The sequence below is a fragment of the Labilithrix luteola genome, from assembly GCF_001263205.1.
GTDB classification, from domain to species: Bacteria; Myxococcota_A; Polyangia; order Polyangiales; family Polyangiaceae; genus Labilithrix; species Labilithrix luteola.
This window is the reverse complement of the sequence record NZ_CP012333.1, coordinates 10,087,769-10,107,017: the sequence shown is the minus strand read 5'-3', so window position 1 is coordinate 10,107,017 and position 19,249 is coordinate 10,087,769. Positions and strand designations below refer to the sequence as shown.

The window sequence follows — 19,249 nt, the reverse complement described above, 5'->3', positions numbered from 1 at the left end:
GCACGCATTCTACGTGTGCGTCGTTACATTCGTCTCCATGGGATCGCAGCCGTTACGAACGTTCGCCGGAGTGGTTGGGCTCGTCGGCCTCGTCGCTGCCGCCGGTTGCGGTACGGGCTCGAGCACCAGCTCGGAACCGGCTTCCGATGCTCCGGTCGTCGACGGTGGAGCAGGAGGGACACCGGGCAAGTGCCCAGGGACGACGCCTTCGCCATCGACGCCGGGAGTCGAGCCGGCGGTCGCGACGGGGCTCGTAGTCCCTCAGGGCTTCGTGATCGAGCGCATCGCGCAGGTCCCTGCCGCGCGGGAGCTCGCGGCTTTGCCCAACGGCGATCTGCTGGTCGCGACGAACGGAGCGACCGTCTATGTCGTCCCCAACGCAGAGAACGCTGGTGGCGCGGGTAGTCCCGTGGTCTTCGCCACGGTGAACGATGCCCCGACGCAGGGCGTGGCCTTCGACGCGGTCACCTGCACCGTGTTCTTCGGCGCACAGCACGGCGTGTATTCGGCGAGCTACGAAGACGGCGCGGTGAGCGTGAACCCCTCGAAGATCGCGAGCGTGCGGACGGGGCCAGTTGCACCGAACAGCGACGGCGACGTTCACTCCACGACGTCGGTGGCGGTGGCCAAGGGCGTGCTCTACGCGTCCGTCGGATCGTCGTGCAATGCGTGCACCGAAGCCGATGGTACGCGCGCAGTCATTTTGCAGATGGGGCTCGACGGGTCGAACGTCCAGACGAAGGCCACGCGCATCCGAAACGCCATCGCGCTCACGACGAACACGGACACGGGCACACTCTGGGCCGGAAACGCTGGCCAGGACGATCTGCCGAAGGGCCACCCCTACGAGTTCTTCGATGCCGTGACCCTGCATCCGGGCGTCGCCGACTACGGCTGGCCGGAATGCGAAGAGAACCAGGTGCCGTACGTCCCCGGAGCCGATTGCGCAGAGACCGTGGTCCCTCGCGTCGAGTTTCCGGCGTATTCCACGCTCATCGGCGCTGCGCATTACAGCCCAAGTCACGCGGGCGCACACGCGTTCCCTTCAGCGCAACGCGGCTTCTTCGTCGCTGCGCACGGCTCCTGGCACAAGGCGAACGGCGTCTACTCGGCGCCGCCGTTCGTTGCCCTCGTGCCGATGAATGGAGACGACCCTGTCACGCCCGTCGACTGGACGAATCCGTCGACGCAGTGGTCGCAGTTCGTCGGGGGCTTCCAGTCAGCCGACGGAACCTCGCGGAGTGCGCGTCCGACGGGGCTCGCCGTCGGGCCTGCCGGCAGCTTGTTCATCGCCGACGATCAGAACGGCCTCGTCTATCGCGTGAGGCCCCAATGAGCGTCGTTCGATGAGCCGGAGATCGTGACGCTCGAACCGAGAGGCGGAGGGGACGATGGCGAACGCGCGGCTGGTCTCGGTGAACGTGGGGCTTCCTCGGGACGTCGAATGGCAGGGCCGAACCGTTCACACCGCGGTGTGGAAGTCGCCGGTGGCGGGGCGCGTTCGCGTAGGAAGACTGAATGTCGTGGGCGATGGTCAGGGCGACCTCGCCGGTCACGGCGGCGAGCAGCGTGCTGTTTTCGTCTATCAGCTCGACTCCTACCGCTACTGGGCCAAGGAGCTCTCGCGCAGCGACTTCGTTCATGGTCAGTTCGGCGAGAACTTCACCGTCGAAGGTCTCGCAGACGCCACGACCTGCATCGGGGACCGCTTTCGCATCGGCTCCGCGCTGTTCGAGGTCACGCAGCCGCGCGTGACTTGTTACCGGATTGGTATGCGCATGAACGAGCCGCGCATGCCGGCCCTCCTGACCGGGCGAGGACGTCCAGGGTTCTACTTCCGTGTCATCGAAGAAGGCGAAGTCGGGGCCGGCGACGCCATCGTGAAGGTTGCTTCGGGTGACGAGCGGATGTCCGTCGAACGGATCAACGCACTTCTCTACCTTCCGCGTCATCCGCGTGAGGAGCTCGAGCGCGCGCTTCGAATCGAAGCTCTTTCCGAGGGATGGCGCGCGTCGTTCCGTGCGCTTCTCGAAGGAGGCCCGGGCAACGCAGGACTCGAACCCGCGGCCGCGGGGCACGGGGCAGCGCCGGGCTTCTTCCCCATGCGTGTGGCGGCGATCGTACGCGAGAGCGCCGACGTTCTCTCGTTCGTGCTCGAGGCAACGTCCGGGCATTCGCTGGCAATGCCGCGACCAGGGCAGTTCGTCGTGCTCCGTCTTCGTCCCGACGTGATGCGCACGGCCCTGTTTCGCAGCTACTCACTCTCCGGCGCGCCTTCGGCGGACCAGTATCGGATCAGCGTGAAGATCGAGAGCCACGGGGCTGGAGGCGCCTACCTCGCCGGTCACGTGCGCGAGGGCGACGTTCTCGACGTGAGCTCGTCGCGCGGCGCGTTCGTGCTGAGCGAAGGCGAGGGACCGGTCGTGCTCTCGAGCGCTGGAATCGGTGTGACGCCGGTTCTCGCGATGCTTCACGCTCTGGTGGCAACGGGCTCGGCTCGGCCCGTGTTTTGGCTTCACGGTTCACGGAACGGGGAGCTGCATCCGTTCGCGATGGAGGTGCGCGAGCTCTTGGCCAGGCTGCCCAACGGACGCAGCTTCGTGGTCTACAGCCGCCCTCGTGCCGAAGACGTCATCGGGCGCGATTTCGACCGCGTCGGGCACCTCGACGTGTCGATCGTGGAGTCTCTCGGCGTTCCGCGGGAGGCAGACTTCTATCTCTGTGGTCCGACGGCGTTCCTGAACGACGTTCGCGACGGGCTCGCGCGATGGGGCGTCGCGCGGAGTCGCATCCACAGCGAGATGTTCGGCGGAGGCGAATCGAGCACACCCGGCGTGGTGGGACGCGCCAAGCGTGCTCCTCATCCACCCGAGGGAGCAGGCGCGGGACCGGACGTCGGACCACTCGTCTCCTTCGCTCGCAGCGGGCTCGTCGTGCGATGGGACCGCAAGAAGTATCGGAGCATTCTGGAGCTTGCCGAAGCATGCGACGTACCCGTGCGCTGGTCGTGTCGAACGGGCGTGTGCCATTCGTGCGAGAGCGGCCTCGTCTCCGGAACGCTCCTTTATGATCCCGAGCCGCTCGAGCCGCCTGCGCCGGGCAACGCGCTCATTTGCTGCTCGCAGCCCGAGGGCGACGTGGTGGTCGATCTGTGACCAGCCCTACGACGCTTGGAGCGTGTCGAGCTTTGCGATCTTGAGTACGCCGCGCAGCACGTAGTCGAGATAGGTCTCGTTGCCATTCGCCCAGAGAACGAACGGCACACCGAGAGCACCGGCCTCGTCGACCGCGTGCAGCAGCTCGACCGCGCCGAGGGCGGGCATCTCGTGGAGCGTGACGAGCGGGGGAACGGCGTTCTCTTCTTCGAACTTCGCCACGTCGAACGCGAAGCCGTCATCGAACGCGCTCATGGCGCCCTTGTGGCGCTCGGGATCGAGGGCGCGAAGTGGCAGGAGCTCCCAACCTGCATCGACCAGCACCGGAAACAGATCCTCTTCGTGGGCTTCGTCGAAGGCCTCGCGGTTGCGATCGTCCGGGTCGACGCCGATTTCACGAAGACGCGCTTCGAGAGCGGCTTTGGCGCGCCCGCGGGTCGGACCGGGATTCCAGAACGCCGAAAGCACTACGACGAGCTCTGCGTCGGTGGCCTTGCGATAGAGCCGCTCGTCTTTGGAATCGCGTTCGATGGACGCATTCGCGAGGACACCCTCGGCCCACGCCCTCGCATCCGTCAGCGCGTCGCTCGGCCCAGCCGCGCAGGCCGCCTCGATCGTGAAGGCGTGCACGAGATGCAGGCGGCTCGCCACGTAGCGATGCTGTCCGAGGGCACGGACGAGGCGTACCAAACCTTCGCCCGAGGGCACTTCGATTTCGTGTCCGATCACAGTCCGAAGAACTCCTTGATGCCGAGGAGGATTCGCTCACGCTCGCTCGCTTGTCGAGCCTTTTGCTGCGACTCGTCGAGACCGTCGCGAACGGCGAGCAGCTCCACGCGCCGCGTGGCGAGCTTCTCGGAGAGCTCGGTGGCAATTTCGGGACGTTTGAGGAGTACGCGCTCGAAGGTCTCTTTTCCGAGGCGGAAGCACTCCACGTCACCGATGGCGACGACGTCGGCCGTGCGCGACTCGCCCGTCATGAGGCCCATTTCGCCGAAGAAGTCGGGGGCCTTGAGGCTCGCCACGACCTTGGTCTTCTCGGGGAGCGGACCGTTGGGACCGTCCGGATCGACCTTCATGCGGATCTCGGCGGTGCCCGAGGTCATGATGTAGAGCCAGTGGGCGACGGCACCCTGGCGCGTGATCTTCTCGCCATTCGCGTAGATCACGTGGTTCATTCCCTCGGAGAGCGTCTCGAGCTCCGCCTCGGTGAGGTTGCGGAAGAGATGCACGGTGCGGAGGGCCACCATCCGCTCGTTCTCTCGCTGCTTCGCTTTGCGAGACGTGCGCTGCTCGTCTTCGAGCTGGACGAACATCGCGTTCGCCGGAAGGGCGAGAGGGATGTCGGCGCGGCGGAGCGCGGCGTAGACGCGTGCGCGGACGAGCGATGCCGTCGAGTCGGTGCGCATCATGTCCGGGAGCCAGTAGCGAACGCCGTACGTGATGAAGCTCTGGCCCGGCTCTTTCGCGAAATCCATGCACACGCAGTCCGGTGCAGGCTTGTCGGCGAGGCCATCGATGGGTGCGCCCGTGAGAGCGTCGGTGACGATCTGCGTGACCTTCGTAGGCGCGAAGCGGAAGTCGACGTTGAAATACATCCACATGCGCTGCGGAGCGGCCTCGCCGTTGCGCTTGCCGAGGATGGTGATGTTGGTCGCGAGGAGCTGCGCGTTCGGCACGATGATCGTGGACCAGTCGCGCGTCTCCACGACCGTGTGGCGCCACCGAATGGATCGCACGCGTCCTTGGCGTCCGTTGTCGAATTGGATCCAGTCGCCCTCGTGAATCGAGCCGTCGAGCTGGAGAGCCACGCCGCCGAGCACGTTGCCGAGCGTGCTCTGGAGCGAAATGGCGAGCACGGCGCTGACGACCGCGCTGGTGGCCAGCACGCTCGAGGGATCGAGGCCGTGGCCGGAGACGACGCCGAGGGTCGTCACGATGTAGCCGAGACCCACGAGGAGATCGCTCGCGATCATCGGCATCGCAAGGCCGAGGGCAGGGACGATCACCGAGAGGCCGAGCGTCGCCGCGATGTTCACGACGGTGAAGGCCTGAAGGAGCTCGGCGACGAGGCCGAAGCGATTCGACCACGTGACGGCGCCGATCTCGGCGAGACCCAGCGAAGCGCCGAGTGCGACGACGTAGACCACGAACAAAATGACGAGCCGGCGAAGGCGTGCTCGCTCCGCGGGCGCGAATCGATTGATCAGCGCCGCGGTGACGACCACACCCCCGAAAAGCCCCAGGGCCCAAACGAGCTCGGGTTTCATTCGATGACGGATTTTACCGCAGATCGCACGCCGACGGCGGTTTGGTGACGAATGTGTAACGCCACGGGACGGTGCCTAGGGTGCGGTCGTTGCGGGGTTGGCGATGGAAAGCGACGAGGCCAGAGAGAAGACTCCCCGGCCTCGCTTGCGCTTGGTTGATGGGGCGACTCAGTCCTTGCCGAGTGCTTCGTCGACGAGGCGGTGCTGCTCGAACTCGTGGCTCGAGTGGCTGCCGGTCGCCGGGCTCGCCGCGGCGGGACGCGCCACGACGGAGAGGGGGAGGCGATCGCCGATGTAGTTCTGGAGGTTCGAGTGCATGAAGTACCAGGGACCCATGTTCTTGGGCTCTTCCTGGACCCACACGAGCTTCGTGCCGTCCGCGTAGACCGCGAGCGTCTTCGCGAGCTCTTCGTTGATCGGATAGAGCTGCTCGAGGCGGACGATGGCGACGTCCTTGCGCCCGAGCTTCTTACGCGCATCGTAAAGGTCGTAATAGACCTTGCCGGTGCAGAGAAGCACGCGCTTCACGTCGGCCGGGTTCGTGTCCTTGTCGGCGATCACGCGCTGGAACGAGCCGTTGGCGAGATCGTCCGTCGTCGAGACCGCCTCCTTGTGACGGAGGAGGCTCTTCGGCGTGAAGATGACGAGGGGCTTACGCCAGGGCCGCAAGACCTGGCGACGAAGCGCGTGGAACAGCTGCGCGGGCGTCGTGAGGTTGCAGACCTGGATGTTGTCCGACGCCGAGAGCTGGAGGAAGCGCTCGATGCGCGCGCTCGAGTGCTCCGGACCGCCGCCTTCGTAGCCGTGGGGCAGAAGGAGCGTGAGGCCCGAGAGACGGAGCCACTTGTCTTCCGCCGACACGATGAACTGGTCGACGATGACCTGGGCGCCGTTGAGGAAGTCGCCGAACTGCGCCTCCCAGATGACGAGGCCATCGGGCGTGTCGAGGCTGTAGCCGTACTCGAAGCCGAGGACGCCCTGCTCGGAGAGCGGGCTGTCGTAGACGTCGAACTTGCCGGTGCCGAAGTTGTCGAGCGCGGTGTAACGAGCGCCCGTCTTGTTGTCGAAGAGCGTCGCGTGGCGGTGGCTGAACGTGCCACGGCGCGCGTCCTGACCGGTGATGCGAATGCGCGTGTTCTCGGAGACGAGCGACGCGAACGCGAGAGCCTCACCGGTGCCCCAGTCGAAGGGCTGGTTCGCAGCGACCTTCTCGCGGCGCTGGTCGATGATGGCCTTGACCTTGGGGTTCGCGTTGAAGCCGTGCGGCAGCTCCGAGAGACGCGTGGCGAGCTCGATGAGCTTCTCCCGCGGAACGCTGGTATCGGCCTCTTCGACGCGCGCGTCGGGACCGCCGTAGTAGGGCGTCCAGACGCCTTCCATCGCGCTCGGAGCGCGGAGCCAGTCGCCCTGCTTCGTCTCTTCGAGAGCCAGCGCGAGGGCGGCCTGACGGTCGGCCTTGATCTGATCGGCCTGGGCCTGCGTGGTCTGGCCGCTTCCGACGAGCTGGTTGACGTAGACCTCACGCACCGTCGGCTTGCGATCGATGAGCTGGTACATCGTGGGCTGCGTGAAGCGCGGCTCGTCGCCTTCGTTGTGGCCGTACTTGCGGTAGCAAAGCATGTCGATGACGACGTCTTTGTGGAACCGCTGACGGAACTCGATCGCGAGGCGGGTGACCTGGATGACCGCTTCGGGATCCTCGCCGTTCACGTGGAACACGGGGACCTTCAGCATCCGCGTGATGTCCGTGCAGTAACGCGTGGAGCGCGAGTCCGACGGAACCGTCGTGAAGCCGATCTGGTTGTTGACGACGAGGTGGATCGTGCCGCCCGTCGAGTAGCCCTCGAGGCCCGCCATGTTGAGCGTCTCGGGGACGACGCCCTGACCCATGAACGCCGCGTCGCCGTGGATGAGGAGCGGGATGACGCCCTGGCGCTTGCCGCGCTCCTGCTTGGCGCGAACGCGACCCTCGACGACCGGGTTCACGAACTCGAGGTGGCTCGGGTTGAACGCCAGCGAGAGGTGGATCTTGCGGCCCGTCGACGTCACGCGGTCGGTCGAAGCACCGAGGTGGTACTTCACGTCGCCGCGGCCGAGGTTGCGCTCGGGGTTGTTGTCACGGAACGCCGCGAAGATCTCGCGGACGTTCTTGTCCATGATGTTCGCGAGCACGTTCAGGCGCCCGCGGTGTGCCATGCCGATGACCATCTCTTCGATGCCATGGCCGGCCGCGTAGTCGACGAGGAGGTCGAGCATCGCGATCATGCTCTCGGCGCCTTCGGCCGAGAAGCGCTTCGCCCCGACGAAGTTCTTGTGAACGAACTGCTCGAAGATCTCGGCGTCCGTCAGGCGAGTGAGGACGCGGATCGATTCGTTGCGATCGAGCGCGATGCGGTTGCGCGTCGACTCCATCGCGTTCTGCAGCCACTCACGCGCGTCGGGCTCTTCGATGTGCGTGAACTCGACACCGATCGAGCTGCAGTACGTCTCGGAGAGGTGCGCGATGATCTGGCGGAGCGTGGCGCGCTCCGGAAGGCCGGCGACGCCGACCGTGGGGAACGTCGCGTCGTAGTCGGCTTCGGTCAGACCGAAGTTGGCGAGATCGAGCTCGGGCGCCGCATCGGGCGGGGTGCCGAGCGGGTCGATCTTCGCAAAGAGGTGACCGCGTACGCGGTACGCGTTGACGAGCTGGTAGACGCGACCTTGGAGAGCGGCCGCGGCGAGCAGGCGCTCGTCGCGAGCGACCCCACCAAGCAGCGGCTCGGCGAGCTGCGCGTACGCAGCTGCGCCGTTTCCGTGCGGGGCCTGCGCATAGGCAGCTGCGCCGTTGCCGTTACGCGCGACCGCTGGCGCTGGATAGACGCCGTTGCCGTTGACTCCATTCGAAGACGGAGACGGCGGGTAGGAAAGCTCGAGCTTCCCGGACCCACCGCCTTCACGACTCTCGAAGAATCGTCGCCACTTTTCGTCGACGGACTGAGGACTCTGCTGGTAACGCGCGTGCAGATCCTCGACAAAACCTGCGTTAATGCCGAACTCGTCGAACATGCCGGGGTCCTTCTAGCACAGTGGCCGGGAGCGCATAGGGGCGGCGGTCGTGGTGTCGCGATCCGAAGCCACTTTCGATGCTCCCGGACAGGATCCCGTCTTCTAGGGTCAGCGTGTTCGTTCGGAAAGCCACGCCGTGAGGTCGGCCGACGGTTCGAGGGCGACGAGCACGGCGTCGACCGTGATGGCGGAGACGACGGTTCCGGCAGGCGCGACGTGGACGCCCGTAGCGTCGCGCCAAACGACGACCCGCACCGCTTGCGAGGTGCGGATTCCAGGGTCGTGCTGGTTTGCGCTCGAGCTCGAACCGCCGTTCTTCTTCACGTTCACGTTCACGTGCGCGTGCTCGACGCGTGGCGGAGCGCCGAGGGCGGTCATGCGATCGCCGTCGCGTGACGAAGCTGGACCGTTCAGGGACGCGTCGAAAGGTTTCGTGCTCGGCGGCAGACTCGCGTCGCCCGTGAGGTCTTTGACGTTGCCGATGATCGTCGAATCCGCATCGGGGCGGCTGCGACGTCGTGAGGACGGTGAGCCGTCGACGTCGATGTTCTCGCGCGAGCGACGTTTGCTCTTCTTCGCATTCGCATCGGGCCGCGTGTCTTTGAGTGACTCGGCGGCTTGCACCGTGGGCGGCTGCTGAGGAGGTTGAGCGACGGGAGCGACGGGCGGCGGCGCCGCACTCGGACTCACCGCGGGAGCGAGAGGCGTCGGCGCATTCACCGCGAGAGGTCGCGGAACGCCACGCGGGGCCTGCGAGGCGCGCGGTGGCTGCGAGGTCCTCGGTGCAGCGGGCGGCACGCTTGCCGATGGCGTGGGCGTGGTGGGCGGTGGCGCCGACTTCTTCGTAGGGAGCGGAGGCGCCGAGCGGCCTTTCGTTGCGGATGTCGGAACGGGCGGGGCGGCACGCGCCGACGACGTTGGTTTCGACGATGGCGTCGCGGGCGCGTCGTTCGACGAGACGACTTCGGCGGAGGCGAGTGACCTTCGCGAGATGGTCGCGGTGAGCTCGGAGGCCGCCTTCGCGAGCTCGAGGGCGCGGTTGTCGTCTTCCGCGTCGGCCGCGGCTTCGGCCGCCTTGCGGATCCACTTCACGCCTTCGGCGTGCTCACCGCGCGCCCACATGGCTTCGGCGGTCGAGAGCGCCCACGAGACGTCTTCCGGGTCCTCGGGTTTTGCTTCCGGTACCTGCGGAAGGACAAGCAGATCCTCGTCAGCCATTCAGTTTCCTCCGCGGGAAGAGAGACGTGGTGCAGGGATCGTCTGTAAAACCCGACGCGATGGCAAGCGTTTCTCGCCCGCATTCATGGCCCTGCTACCCGTTGCGTGCGACTGCCATCAGGCACGTTTGACGCCGTGCACCAGCTGTCCTTCCCTACGTTCTCGACGACGGGGCGCGCATGCCGCACGCTTCTTTTTCCGAGCCCTACGGACTTCACGCCATGCAAATCCAGGTCAACGGTTCCCCCCTCGACATCCCCGATGCCCTCACCGTTCGCGAGCTCGTTGCGCACCTCGGCCTCGCCGACGGTCCGGTGGCAGTGGAAATCAACCGCGAGATCGTTCCTCGCGCCGACCACGCCTCCCGCCAACTCACCGCCGGCGACGCGATCGAAATCGTCCACTTCGTAGGCGGCGGCTGAACGCTCGCTCCCGAACGACCCACGTCGTGCAGACCTACGAGGATCTGCTCACGGAGGCCGCAGAGCGATGCACCATCACACTCTCGGGCTGGTGCTGATGAGCAATCATCAGCACGTCCTGTTCCGAGACGTCTTTCAGGGGCCGCAGCGGGTGCGGGCGCGGCTGACCAGGGTGCTGACTTCGTCGTGGGCGCGGCCGGTGATGGCCGCGGCGCGGGTGTCTTTCGTGGGGGTGAACGGGGCGCCGACGGCGAGGACCATGCGGGTCGAGTCGCTGCGGGCCATGCGGGCGAGGTGTTCGGGGAAGGACTCGCCGACGAAGGCGGCACCGGAGGTGCGGGGGTAGGCGAGGCCGACGGGCAGGATTTCCGCGCCGGCCCGTGCCGCGGCGACGAAGGCGCCGCCGTGGAAGGTGCGGACCTCGTCCCCGTCGAACGTCGTGCCTTCAGGGAAGAGCGCGATCGTCATGCCGTCTTCGAGGTGCTTCGTGATCGATCGAAGCGTGGCGGCGCCGCTCTTCGCGTTGGACCGATCGACGAAGACCGTGCCTGCGGCACGCGCCGCCGCGCCGATGACGGGCCACCCTGCGATGTCCGCGCGACTCACCATGGTCCCGCCGAAGGTGGAGAGCAGCACACCGATGTCGATCGCAGAACGATGGTTCGCGACGATGAGTCGCCCTCGTCCGCGCGGCGGTGGCGGTAGCGCGCCGTCGACCACGACATGAATGTCGAACAGCGCGAGCAGCGCGTTCGCCCAGCGCTTCACCCAGCGATCGCGCACCGAAGGTCGCTCTTCGGCGGGCGTCACACTCATCCGTGCGAGGAACGCCGGAAGCATCGATGCCGTCACGAGCGCAAAGCCGCTCGCACGCATGGCCTGCCGACTCTTCAACCTGACGGTACGGGCCGTCGACTCCGTCCGCTCGCCATCACGACTCTCACGACTGTTACTGCTCACGTTCTCACCACTTCGAGCTCACCAAAGCTTCCTCAGCGCGTAAGCCATGTATTCCACGCCTCTGCGGAGGAGCGGTCGTGCCCTCCACTCGAACAGATCGATGCGCATCGCCGCTGCCACGTCGCGGTCGAACCACCGTCGGACGTACGACGCGAATGGCGCATCGACGATGGCAACGTTCACCTCGAGGTTCTTCGTCCGCGAGCGCTCGTCGAGGTTGTAGCTGCCGATGGTGACGAAGGTGTCGTCGATGATGGCGGTCTTGGCGTGCATCATCGGACCTGCGTGGCAGTAAACTTCGACGCCGTTGCGGAGCAATGCTTCGTACATCGCCTCGAGCGCGAACTGGACGACGGCCACGTCACTCTTGTGGGGCACCAGCACGCGCACCCGCACGCCTCGCGCAACGGCGCGAAAGAGGGCCCCCCGCACCGACCGATCGGGGATGAAATACGAGTTCGCGATGTCGATGCTCTTCACTGCGCGATTGATGCGCGTGAGGTATTCCTTCCGCACGTTCCGCCGACTGCGCCTCAGGCTCGAGAGAACGTAGACTCGCCCTTTCGGTTTCTTCGAAAGGGGGACGAGATCATGGGGCAGGTTGGGGCCACCGGGCGCCTGAGCGAGGCTGCGTAGCCAGACGCGTCGCCAGGTCTTGTAGAAGAGCGTGCGAAGCTCCTTGGCCACGCGGCCACGGACCTCGATCATGTCGTCGCGCCAGCCTTCGCCGCCGACCTCCGAAGGCAACCACGGTCTTGCGAGGTTGATGCCGCCGGTAAATCCGTTCTCTCCGTCGACGACGAGAATCTTCCGGTGATCGCGCCGCTCCACGTGCGCGAGCTCGAAGCTCGGTCGGAAGGGTGACACGGGATGGTAGTCGCGAACCTCGCCGCCGGCCGCGGCGACGGGGTACCAAAAGCCGTCGGTGATCGCGAGGCTGCCGATGGCGTCGTAGATCACGCGCACCGTGACGCCCGCGCGCGCCTTCTCCGCGAGCGCTTCGCGGAACTTGGCGCCGACCTCGTCGTCGCCCACCCAGTACATCTCGAGCAGAATCTCGCGCTCCGCTCGAGCGATGGCTTCGAGCATCGCGGGGAAGGCTTCGGCGCCGTCGCGCAGGAGACGCACCTTGTCGTCGTCGATGTCGAACCACGGGCCGAAGACCTCGGTCGGTGCCCACCACGGTTTCGGCATCGCGGTCGTCATGGCGACGGGCTCGGTTGCGGCGGCCGTGGTGGCCGTGCAGCAACGACGATCATCGATTCCTCGCCGAGATACTTCAGCGCGAACGCCTTCACGTCGTCGGCGGTGGCGCTCGGAGACTTCGGATCGGTCGCCGGCGGCACGGGTTTCTCGCGCCAGGTGGCCACGACGCGCGCGCGAGGATCGAGTGCACTCGAAACCGCTTCGCTCGCCACCTTCGCATTCGCACGTTCGACGTCGGCGGCCGAAAGACCAGCCTTGCGGAGGCGATCGACGAGCGCTCGCGTCTGCATGACGGCCGCATCGAGCGTCGCCTGCGTACCGACGATACGAACGACGAGCGCCGGCGCGCGAGGGCCGCCGAGCACGCGCGCCGACGCCGACCGCGCAAGACCCGAGGCGCCGAGCACGGAGGTCTCGAGCAGTCCACCGGCGCCGTCGAGGGCTGCTGCCATCGTCATCGCCGACGCGCGCGCCGACTCGTCGCCGTGGGGGAACGGGAAGGCGAGCAGAGCCTCCGGCGGGGAGCCCGGGCGCGGAGTTGCCGCGTAGGTGCCTGCCCGCGCAGGCGCAGCCGCAGCAGCCGGCCTGCAGGCCCGCGTTGCCCCCTCGTGGCGATCGATCCATCGGTCCGCCGCGCGGAGCGCAGCATCGCCTTGCGCTCCGTCGACGTTCGCGAGGATCGCGACGCGAAGGGGGCCGGCGCGCAGGGCTTGCGCGCGGTTGATGACCGCCGAATCCGACGACGCCGTCAGACTGTCTTCGCGCCCCCACGCCACGACCCACGAAGGATGCGAAGGTGCGAGGGCACTCGCAAGCACGCCGAGCGCGGCGCCGTCGGCGTTGGCGTCGTGGTAAAGCATTTCGGCGCGTGCGCGCGTGAGCGCCGCGGGCGTCAGGGGCACGGCGGCGAAGGCTTGCGCAACGACGTCGGCGAGCCGCCGTGCGTGCGCCGCCGGCGTCTCTCCCGCCAGCGCGGGGCCATGAACGAGCAGACCTGCGCCGTCGGCTACGACCCACGGCTCGACGTGCACCTCGGGCGACGTCTTCGCGCTCTCCGCGGCGGCCGCGACGAAAAGGGCCGTCACGCCGGCGTCAGCCTCCGTCTCGCTCTCCGTGCCGCATGGCGACGCCACGAGGACCCACGCTTCGCCCTGTCCGGCTTCGACGCGCGTGCGCCCTTCGACCACCGGCTTCTTCCACGAGGCCGAGGCGCGCGCAGCCGCCGCGGCGAGCGCGTCGCGCGAGGGCTCGACGGCCGCGCCCTGCTGCGGAGACCCTCGCCGTCCAGGCAATCCGAGCGCGATGGACCCACGGCGAATCGTCGTCGCCCCTCCCGTCGGACCCGGTGCAGAGCCATCGACGAGCGCCCACCACGCGGCTCTCTCGGCCGCCTCGCGCGCATCTCCGGCGCGCGTGGCCAGAGTGCGTCCGTCGACCTGCGCGCCGCCTTCCGCGAGATGAACTTCGGCTTCGAGGCGAACGAGGGCCACGGCGTCGGCGACGCGTGCGGCGAGGTCGTTCCCCGTGACGGGGCCCGAGGCGCCCGACGGCGCAGCTTCGAGCACGACGCCCACGCATCCCCCGCGCGGATGGGCCGCGCCGGTGATTTCACGCAGGCGGAAGGGAACGTCGAGCGCCGCGAGACGTGTTGCCAGCGGTCCGTGCGGATCCCCGAGCGACCCGGCGGTCGCAACCGCCGCACTGCTCGTGGGAACGTCGAACGTCGCGTGGACCACGGCCTGCGCGAGCGTCGTGTCCGCGGATGCGTCGTACACGTCGGCGTCGATGCTCGGGGCGCTGACGCCTTCGGATGCGCCCGTCGTCGTCACCGCCGGCGCCTGCGTCCCAGCGGTCTTCCATGCCTCTCCGCGTGCCACTGCCGTCGCGACGGCTTCCCCGAGAGGCGCAGGGCCAGCGACGGAGATCGCGACGCGGCCGAGCCCGTGCGCAGCGCTTCGCCATGCCTCGAGGCGAGCGAGGCCGAGCTCGGACTTCGGTGCGCCGAGGCGTGCGCGTGGCGAGCCAACGCACCGCGACCAACGCAGAAGCGCCGGATCGCGGACGGGCCTCGCGGCGAGCGCCGAGAGCTTCTTGCGAGCCGCCGCCACATCTTTCTCGTCGGCCGGGGGCACGAGCGCCGCGCGAATCGCGCCTGCCGTAAGCTCGGCGTTCTTCACGCCGTCGACGAGGACGACGGCCCGAAATCCATCCCACTGCGGGGTGACGGCCGCGCGAAGGCCTCGCGCCGCGAGACGCGCTTCGACGACAGCAGCGAGCGCCGTCGGCGGTTCGGGATCGTCGTCGTCACCGTTCACGTCTCCGACGCCGGCTGTGGACACCGCCACCGCGACGGCTCCGCTCGGATCACCTTCGCGTGATACGAGAACGACCGGCGGCCTGTCTTTGGCGCGTCGGACGTTGGGCAGCAACGTTGCCGCCGACGGGCTCTTGGGTTCGTTTTGCGCGCCTTGCCCGCCACCGCATCCTACGAGAGCGAGTACGAGAGCGGGCACGAGACCCACAGCGACGAGACGGAGCCTCTCCAACAAGGCCCTCCGATCACGGCTCGATGTCGGCGAGCGTGCGGGGCGCGAGGTGGAGGTTGCAGAAGAAGGTGACCACGCCGGTGATCGACTTCACTTGCGTTCCCGCATCGAGGTTGAGTGATCCGATGTCGGCGAGCTCGTTCACGACTGCCGGAGCCTTGGGAAACGGCGCATCGCAGCCATTCGCGACGCCCGGGAACTCGGGACGCATCCTCGAGCTCAATCGTCCGCTGCTGCCCGTGAGCGCGGCCTGCAGCTTCACGTCGTGGACGCGCACGACCATGCCGAGCCACTTGCGACCTTTGTCGAAGTCCGTGAGGTCCTCGACGTCGATGTCCACGGGCTCGGTGTTCTCGCCGTCGAAGCGGAAGGTCGCCGTCGGTCGCGCGAGCTGCGCGAGGATCGCGCCCGGCGCGAAGTTCGCCGAACCGATGTGCGTGTTTTCCTGGTACTGCCCGCTCAAGTCGAGGACGTCACCCGCGCCGACGCGCAGGTTGCCGGGGACGAACGTGGGGGCGAAGAGACTGATGCCGGAGTACGGCTCCTGCGAACCGAGATCCTGGACGTAGATCGTCCCGGTGCTCTTTCCGTCACCCGTCTCGTCGAAGGTGTCGACGGCGACCACCGCCGCACCGCTGACGGTGACGGAATCGAGGCTCTTCGGATGGTTGTCGAGCGTGGGGTTCGTGACGTCGCGAATGCGCATGTCCTTGCCCGCCGGGTTGGGGATCACCCCTTGGTTCGAGTGCGGATCGCCGTCTCGCGAGCCACAAGCGACGAGAGCAGTGAGAAGGCCCACACGGGCGAGCCACCCGAACGATGACGGAAAGGACACCATGCGCACGGCACTCTCCTAGCACAGGAGCTCGCCGGCCGTCTCGGCGCACGATTTTTGCCATGGAGCGAAATGAAGGCAGGGGAGGCGGTTCGGCGGCGATTGGGTTTCCTCGTGGTAAAACCCGGCCATGCTCGACAACCGGCTCCGGGGTGTCGGGGGGATTCTCCTCATGATTGCCGTAACCGGCGTCGGTTGCGGGGCGCACGACGATCGGCCCCCACCGAAGGCTCCGGCGAGCCCGGTCGGCGTATCGAGCGAACCGAGGGGCCCGTCGGGAAGCGACACTCCGCACTCGACGAAGGCGGCCGATCAAGTCGGCCTGGCGTCCTGGTACGGGAACGCGTTCGCGGGCCGAAAGACGGCGAACGGCGAACGGTTCGACCCGTCCAAGCGAACGGCGGCGCATCGTTCGCTGCCTTTTGGAACGTGGGTCGAAGTCCGGCGGGTCGATACGGGACGCACCGTTCGCGTCCGCATCACCGACCGAGGACCTTATGCAGGCGGGGGAAGGATCATCGACGTCTCAAAGCGAGCCGCCGAGGAACTCGACATGGTTCGCACGGGCGTGACGCGGGTGGAGCTTCGTGTCGTCGACGGTCCCTGATGAACGCGCCGATTCCGAGATCGCTCTCGCGCGTCAGGAGCGTGCGCGGCGCGGACGACGCGTCGTGTTCCGACGCGTGAGGGCTTCGGGATCTTCCTCGGTCGACGACTGAGCGCGCCAAGCTAGCAGACCGAGCACCTCGCGTTCGAGGCCGGTCACGATTCGCTGCCACTCGTCGCGCGAGTAGTCGACACCCGAGAAGCGATGATGAAGACGCGCCTGCTCGCGCACGATCTCCCGGAGATCCTGCGGGAGCTCCGGCATCCACGCGTACTCGGCGAGGACGCCCGAGAGGTTGATCGGAGGCGGTCCGAGGCGGAAACCAACGGGCCTCGGAGCGATGACGGGCGCTTCCTCGCCGAGTGCGAGGGCCTCCATCTGCGCGTAGCTGAACCCCCAATGCGCCGCGACCTTGCGCCGGAAATCTTCTCCCGGCTGCCTGGTCGGGTTTGGCGAAAGCATGTTGCTGAGATGAGCCCCCGAGACTCCGAGGCGCTTGGCGAGCTGTGCCTGCGCGCCCCTCGGGGCGTTGCCCAGTTCTTCTCTCAGCCGCGCAAGGACGTACTCCTTGATCCGCTGGACGCGCTGATGCTCGTCCTGAGTCACCCCTCCACCTTAGTGCGCGCGAAATTATCGGGAGCTAAGTTCGCTTCGCCGAGCGCGGTTTTATTGAAAGCTCGACATGCGCTCATGGAGAGGTGAACGGTCGAGGCGGTGACCACGTTCACCTGGCGGCTTTCGTCCGTCGTAACGGATTATCGTGATCGTTCCGTTCGAGCGGATGCTCTGAATGCATCTGCATGCGTCTCGGCACGCATGCAGTGGTTACGACTCGCCGCTGAAAGCGCGCAGGTCAGCTAAGGAGCTGAGCGAGAAAGTCCTTGGCGTTCGCGACATAATGCTCGCTGGCGCTGCGGATTTGCGCGAGGTCGGCCTCGCCCAGAGTCTTGATTACCTTGCCGGGGCGGCCCATGACGAGGGAGCGCGACGGGATGCGCATTCGTGGGGGCACCAGCGTGCCCGCCGCGATCAGGCACTCATCTTCGACAATCGCAAGGTCGAGCACGATGGCTCCGATACCGATGAGACAAAAACTGCCAACCGTGCACCCGTGGACGACCGCCTGGTGGCCAACCGTCACGTCGCTGCCGATGACGGCTTTTGCGACGCCGCCCGTCACGTGGACGACGGCGTTGTCCTGGATGTTGGTTCGGTCGCCGACGGTGATGGGGAAGGAGTCGCCTCGGAGGACGGCGCCGAACCAAACACTCGCCTCATCGCCCAGAACGACATCGCCAACCACGCTCGCCGTCGGAGCGACGAAAACATCGCGTCCAAGGACGGGCTTGCGGGCGCCAAGAGCATAGACGGGGCCCCGCGGGCGAGCCTGATTCGAACCTCGTCCGCACTCCGTGTTCTGCGTCTCGCTCTTGTCGCTCATGCCCGCGTTCTTAGCGCGGCCCGGCGAACTCGTCGCGTTTCTAGCTGCGGTGCGTCAGGCAGTTCCGAGCAGCGGGAGCTTGTGGCGGCGCTTGTCCGGGGCGACGCGTCGCTCGTTCGGCCGGGGCAGCGCCTCGAGGGCCGACGCGGTGACGCCGCCAAACAGCGAGTGCTTGTACGCGCGGGTGATCTCGACCTCGACCATCTCGCCGACCGCGACGCGGCCCTCGGGTTGCTCGATGTGGACGATCTCGTTGCGCACGGTGCGCCCCTCGACGAACGCCCGACCTTCTTTTGCGCCGGCCTTGCTCGTCCCCTCGACGAGGACTCGCTGCGTGGTCCCGACGAGCTTGGCGAGATGCTCGCGGGTCTGCCCTTCGACGACCTCGAAGAGCCGCGCGAGCCGTTCGCTCTTCAGCGACTCGGCGACGTCGTCAGGCAGCTTGAGGGCCGGGGTGAACGGACGCTGCGAGTACTTGAATGCGAATGCGCCTGTGAAGCCCACGTCGCGCACGAGCTCCAAGGTTGCCTCGAAATCCGCGTCGGTCTCGCCGGGGAAGCCCACGATGATGTCCGTCGACATCGTCATGTCCGGCTGCGCGGCAAGCAGCCGTCGTGCGCGCTCCGTGTACTCTGCACGGTTGTAGCGCCGAATCATGCGCTTCAAGATGCGGTCGCTGCCCGACTGGACCGGCAGGTGCACGTGATGCGCGAGGATCTCGACCTCGGCGTGGGCCCGCGCGAGAGCAACGGTCGCGTGGCGCGGATGCGGGCTCGTGTAACGGAGGCGGAGGAGCCCAGGGACCTCGCTCGCGATCCGACGGAGCAGCATCGGGAACTGGCTCTCGTCCGGATCGTCGGATGCGGGCGGCGGCAGGGCGGGGTCGCGAAAGCTGTCGACGGTCTGCCCGAGCAGGGTGATCTCGCGCGTGCCGGCCGAAACCCAGCGCCCAATCTCGGCGATGATTTCGTCGCTCGGCCGGTAACGTTCGGGGCCGCGCGTGTACGGGACGATGCAGAACGAGCAGCGCTCGTCGCAGCCCTTCATCGTGGTCACGTACGCGCTCACCGGCGCTTCGCCTTCGCGAGGCGCGGCGGCGAGGAAGCGCGGCGCATCGAGGTCGAACACGGTGCGCGTGCGGGGCGGAGCGCCGGCCATCTGTTCGAGGGCGAGCGCAGGAAGCTCGACGATGTTGTCCGGCCCGATGACGAGATCGAGGTGGGAAACCCTCGAGAGAAGCTTCTCACCCTCTTGCTGGGCGACGCAGCCGGCGACCGCGAGCACGAGCCCCGGGTTCTTCGCCTTCAGCGGCGCGAGCTTGCCGACCTCGCTACGGAGCTTCTGCTCGGCCTTTTCGCGGACGCTACACGTATTGAGGACGATGAGGTCCGCTTCTTCCCCGGACGTCGCTTGCGACCAGCCGTTCGCCCGCAGGACCTCCTCCATACGGTCGGAGTCGTGGGCGTTCATCTGGCACCCGAAGGTGTGGATGAGGTAGCTCGGAGAAGAGGCCAAAGTGGGGGGGCTCGTAGCACAAAGCC

At 67.2% G+C, this 19,249-nt stretch carries 15 protein-coding genes; 4 read left to right on the top strand and 11 right to left on the bottom strand.

All coding sequences use genetic code 11. The features are described from left to right. Positions 1-37: 37 nt before the first annotated feature. Both AKJ09_RS43640 and AKJ09_RS43635 read left to right on the top strand, forming a co-directional pair. Entirely contained in the window at positions 38-1,336 is a 1,299-nt protein-coding gene (locus AKJ09_RS43640; protein ID WP_146653776.1) for a PQQ-dependent sugar dehydrogenase, read from the top strand. A 55-nt stretch (positions 1,337-1,391) separates the two neighbouring features. Beyond that, positions 1,392-3,155: an MOSC and FAD-binding oxidoreductase domain-containing protein gene (locus AKJ09_RS43635; protein WP_146653775.1), complete on the top strand. Its 1,764-nt coding sequence runs from the start codon at positions 1,392-1,394 to the stop codon at positions 3,153-3,155. Positions 3,156-3,161: 6 nt separating this feature from the next. On the opposite strand, the gene AKJ09_RS43630 is transcribed toward AKJ09_RS43635, so the two are convergent. The 4 genes from AKJ09_RS43630 to AKJ09_RS43615 all read right to left on the bottom strand — a co-directional run bounded on the left by AKJ09_RS43630 (position 3,162) and on the right by AKJ09_RS43615 (position 9,691). Continuing rightward, on the bottom strand, positions 3,162-3,884 hold the full coding sequence (locus AKJ09_RS43630) for a hypothetical protein (protein ID WP_146653774.1): 723 nt from the start codon (positions 3,882-3,884) through the stop codon (positions 3,162-3,164). Further along, positions 3,881-5,425 (bottom strand): mechanosensitive ion channel family protein, encoded by a 1,545-nt coding sequence (locus AKJ09_RS43625; protein WP_146653773.1) that lies wholly within the window; start codon positions 5,423-5,425, stop codon positions 3,881-3,883. Before AKJ09_RS43625 ends, AKJ09_RS43630 begins: the two co-directional genes overlap by 4 nt. A 168-nt stretch (positions 5,426-5,593) precedes the next feature. Beyond that, on the bottom strand, positions 5,594-8,473 hold the full coding sequence (locus tag AKJ09_RS43620) for a 2-oxoglutarate dehydrogenase E1 component (RefSeq protein WP_146653772.1): 2,880 nt from the start codon (positions 8,471-8,473) through the stop codon (positions 5,594-5,596). Between the two features lie 108 nt (positions 8,474-8,581). Continuing rightward, positions 8,582-9,691 carry a hypothetical protein gene (locus AKJ09_RS43615; RefSeq protein WP_146653771.1) on the bottom strand — a complete coding sequence of 370 codons (1,110 nt, stop codon included), beginning with the start codon at positions 9,689-9,691 and terminating at the stop codon, positions 8,582-8,584. A 221-nt stretch (positions 9,692-9,912) separates the two neighbouring features. Between AKJ09_RS43615 and thiS the strand changes: the two genes are divergently transcribed. Then, entirely contained in the window at positions 9,913-10,113 is a 201-nt protein-coding gene (gene thiS / locus AKJ09_RS43610) for a sulfur carrier protein ThiS (RefSeq protein ID WP_146653770.1), read from the top strand. Between the two features lie 135 nt (positions 10,114-10,248). On the opposite strand, the gene AKJ09_RS43605 is transcribed toward thiS, so the two are convergent. From AKJ09_RS43605 to AKJ09_RS53740, 4 genes are read right to left on the bottom strand one after another with little or no spacing between them, the layout of a single operon-like run. Next, positions 10,249-11,073, bottom strand: a complete 825-nt coding sequence (locus AKJ09_RS43605; protein WP_169928356.1) for a lysophospholipid acyltransferase family protein — start codon at positions 11,071-11,073, stop codon at positions 10,249-10,251. 18 nt (positions 11,074-11,091) lie between these two features. After that, a complete protein-coding gene (locus AKJ09_RS43600) occupies positions 11,092-12,279 on the bottom strand; it encodes a phospholipase D-like domain-containing protein (protein ID WP_169928355.1) in 1,188 nt (395 codons plus the stop codon). Further along, positions 12,276-14,825: a peptidase M16 family protein gene (locus AKJ09_RS53745; RefSeq protein ID WP_169928354.1), complete on the bottom strand. Its 2,550-nt coding sequence runs from the start codon at positions 14,823-14,825 to the stop codon at positions 12,276-12,278. The genes AKJ09_RS43600 and AKJ09_RS53745 overlap by 4 nt, the downstream gene beginning before the upstream one ends. 13 nt (positions 14,826-14,838) lie before the next feature. Continuing rightward, a complete protein-coding gene (locus AKJ09_RS53740; protein WP_169928353.1) occupies positions 14,839-15,669 on the bottom strand; it encodes a hypothetical protein in 831 nt (276 codons plus the stop codon). Between the two features lie 121 nt (positions 15,670-15,790). Between AKJ09_RS53740 and AKJ09_RS43585 the strand changes: the two genes are divergently transcribed. Then, the gene (locus tag AKJ09_RS43585) at positions 15,791-16,267 is read left to right on the top strand and encodes a septal ring lytic transglycosylase RlpA family protein (RefSeq protein ID WP_146653765.1); all 477 of its coding nucleotides are present in this window, start codon (positions 15,791-15,793) and stop codon (positions 16,265-16,267) included. A gap of 33 nt (positions 16,268-16,300) precedes the next feature. On the opposite strand, the gene AKJ09_RS43580 is transcribed toward AKJ09_RS43585, so the two are convergent. The 3 genes from AKJ09_RS43580 to miaB all read right to left on the bottom strand — a co-directional run bounded on the left by AKJ09_RS43580 (position 16,301) and on the right by miaB (position 19,223). Then, on the bottom strand, positions 16,301-16,873 hold the full coding sequence (locus AKJ09_RS43580) for a hypothetical protein (RefSeq protein WP_146653764.1): 573 nt from the start codon (positions 16,871-16,873) through the stop codon (positions 16,301-16,303). A gap of 247 nt (positions 16,874-17,120) precedes the next feature. Continuing rightward, positions 17,121-17,708 carry a gamma carbonic anhydrase family protein gene (locus AKJ09_RS43575; RefSeq protein WP_146653763.1) on the bottom strand — a complete coding sequence of 196 codons (588 nt, stop codon included), beginning with the start codon at positions 17,706-17,708 and terminating at the stop codon, positions 17,121-17,123. Positions 17,709-17,762: 54 nt separating this feature from the next. Further along, a complete protein-coding gene (miaB, locus tag AKJ09_RS43570) occupies positions 17,763-19,223 on the bottom strand; it encodes a tRNA (N6-isopentenyl adenosine(37)-C2)-methylthiotransferase MiaB (protein WP_240488826.1) in 1,461 nt (486 codons plus the stop codon). Positions 19,224-19,249 lie beyond the last annotated feature (26 nt).

What these genes read in the sequence shown, in the direction of transcription:
- AKJ09_RS43635 (WP_146653775.1), top strand. Translation starts at nt 1,392, where the DNA reads ATGGCGAACGCGCGGCTGGTCTCGGTGAACGTGGGGCTTCCTCGGGAC.
- AKJ09_RS43600 (WP_169928355.1), bottom strand. Translation starts at nt 12,279, where the DNA reads ATGACGACCGCGATGCCGAAACCGTGGTGGGCACCGACCGAGGTCTTC.
- AKJ09_RS43585 (WP_146653765.1), top strand. Translation starts at nt 15,791, where the DNA reads ATGCTCGACAACCGGCTCCGGGGTGTCGGGGGGATTCTCCTCATGATT.
- AKJ09_RS43640 (WP_146653776.1), top strand. Translation starts at nt 38, where the DNA reads ATGGGATCGCAGCCGTTACGAACGTTCGCCGGAGTGGTTGGGCTCGTC.
- AKJ09_RS43620 (WP_146653772.1), bottom strand. Translation starts at nt 8,473, where the DNA reads ATGTTCGACGAGTTCGGCATTAACGCAGGTTTTGTCGAGGATCTGCAC.
- AKJ09_RS43625 (WP_146653773.1), bottom strand. Translation starts at nt 5,425, where the DNA reads ATGAAACCCGAGCTCGTTTGGGCCCTGGGGCTTTTCGGGGGTGTGGTC.
- thiS (WP_146653770.1), top strand. Translation starts at nt 9,913, where the DNA reads ATGCAAATCCAGGTCAACGGTTCCCCCCTCGACATCCCCGATGCCCTC.
- AKJ09_RS43575 (WP_146653763.1), bottom strand. Translation starts at nt 17,708, where the DNA reads ATGAGCGACAAGAGCGAGACGCAGAACACGGAGTGCGGACGAGGTTCG.
- AKJ09_RS43615 (WP_146653771.1), bottom strand. Translation starts at nt 9,691, where the DNA reads ATGGCTGACGAGGATCTGCTTGTCCTTCCGCAGGTACCGGAAGCAAAA.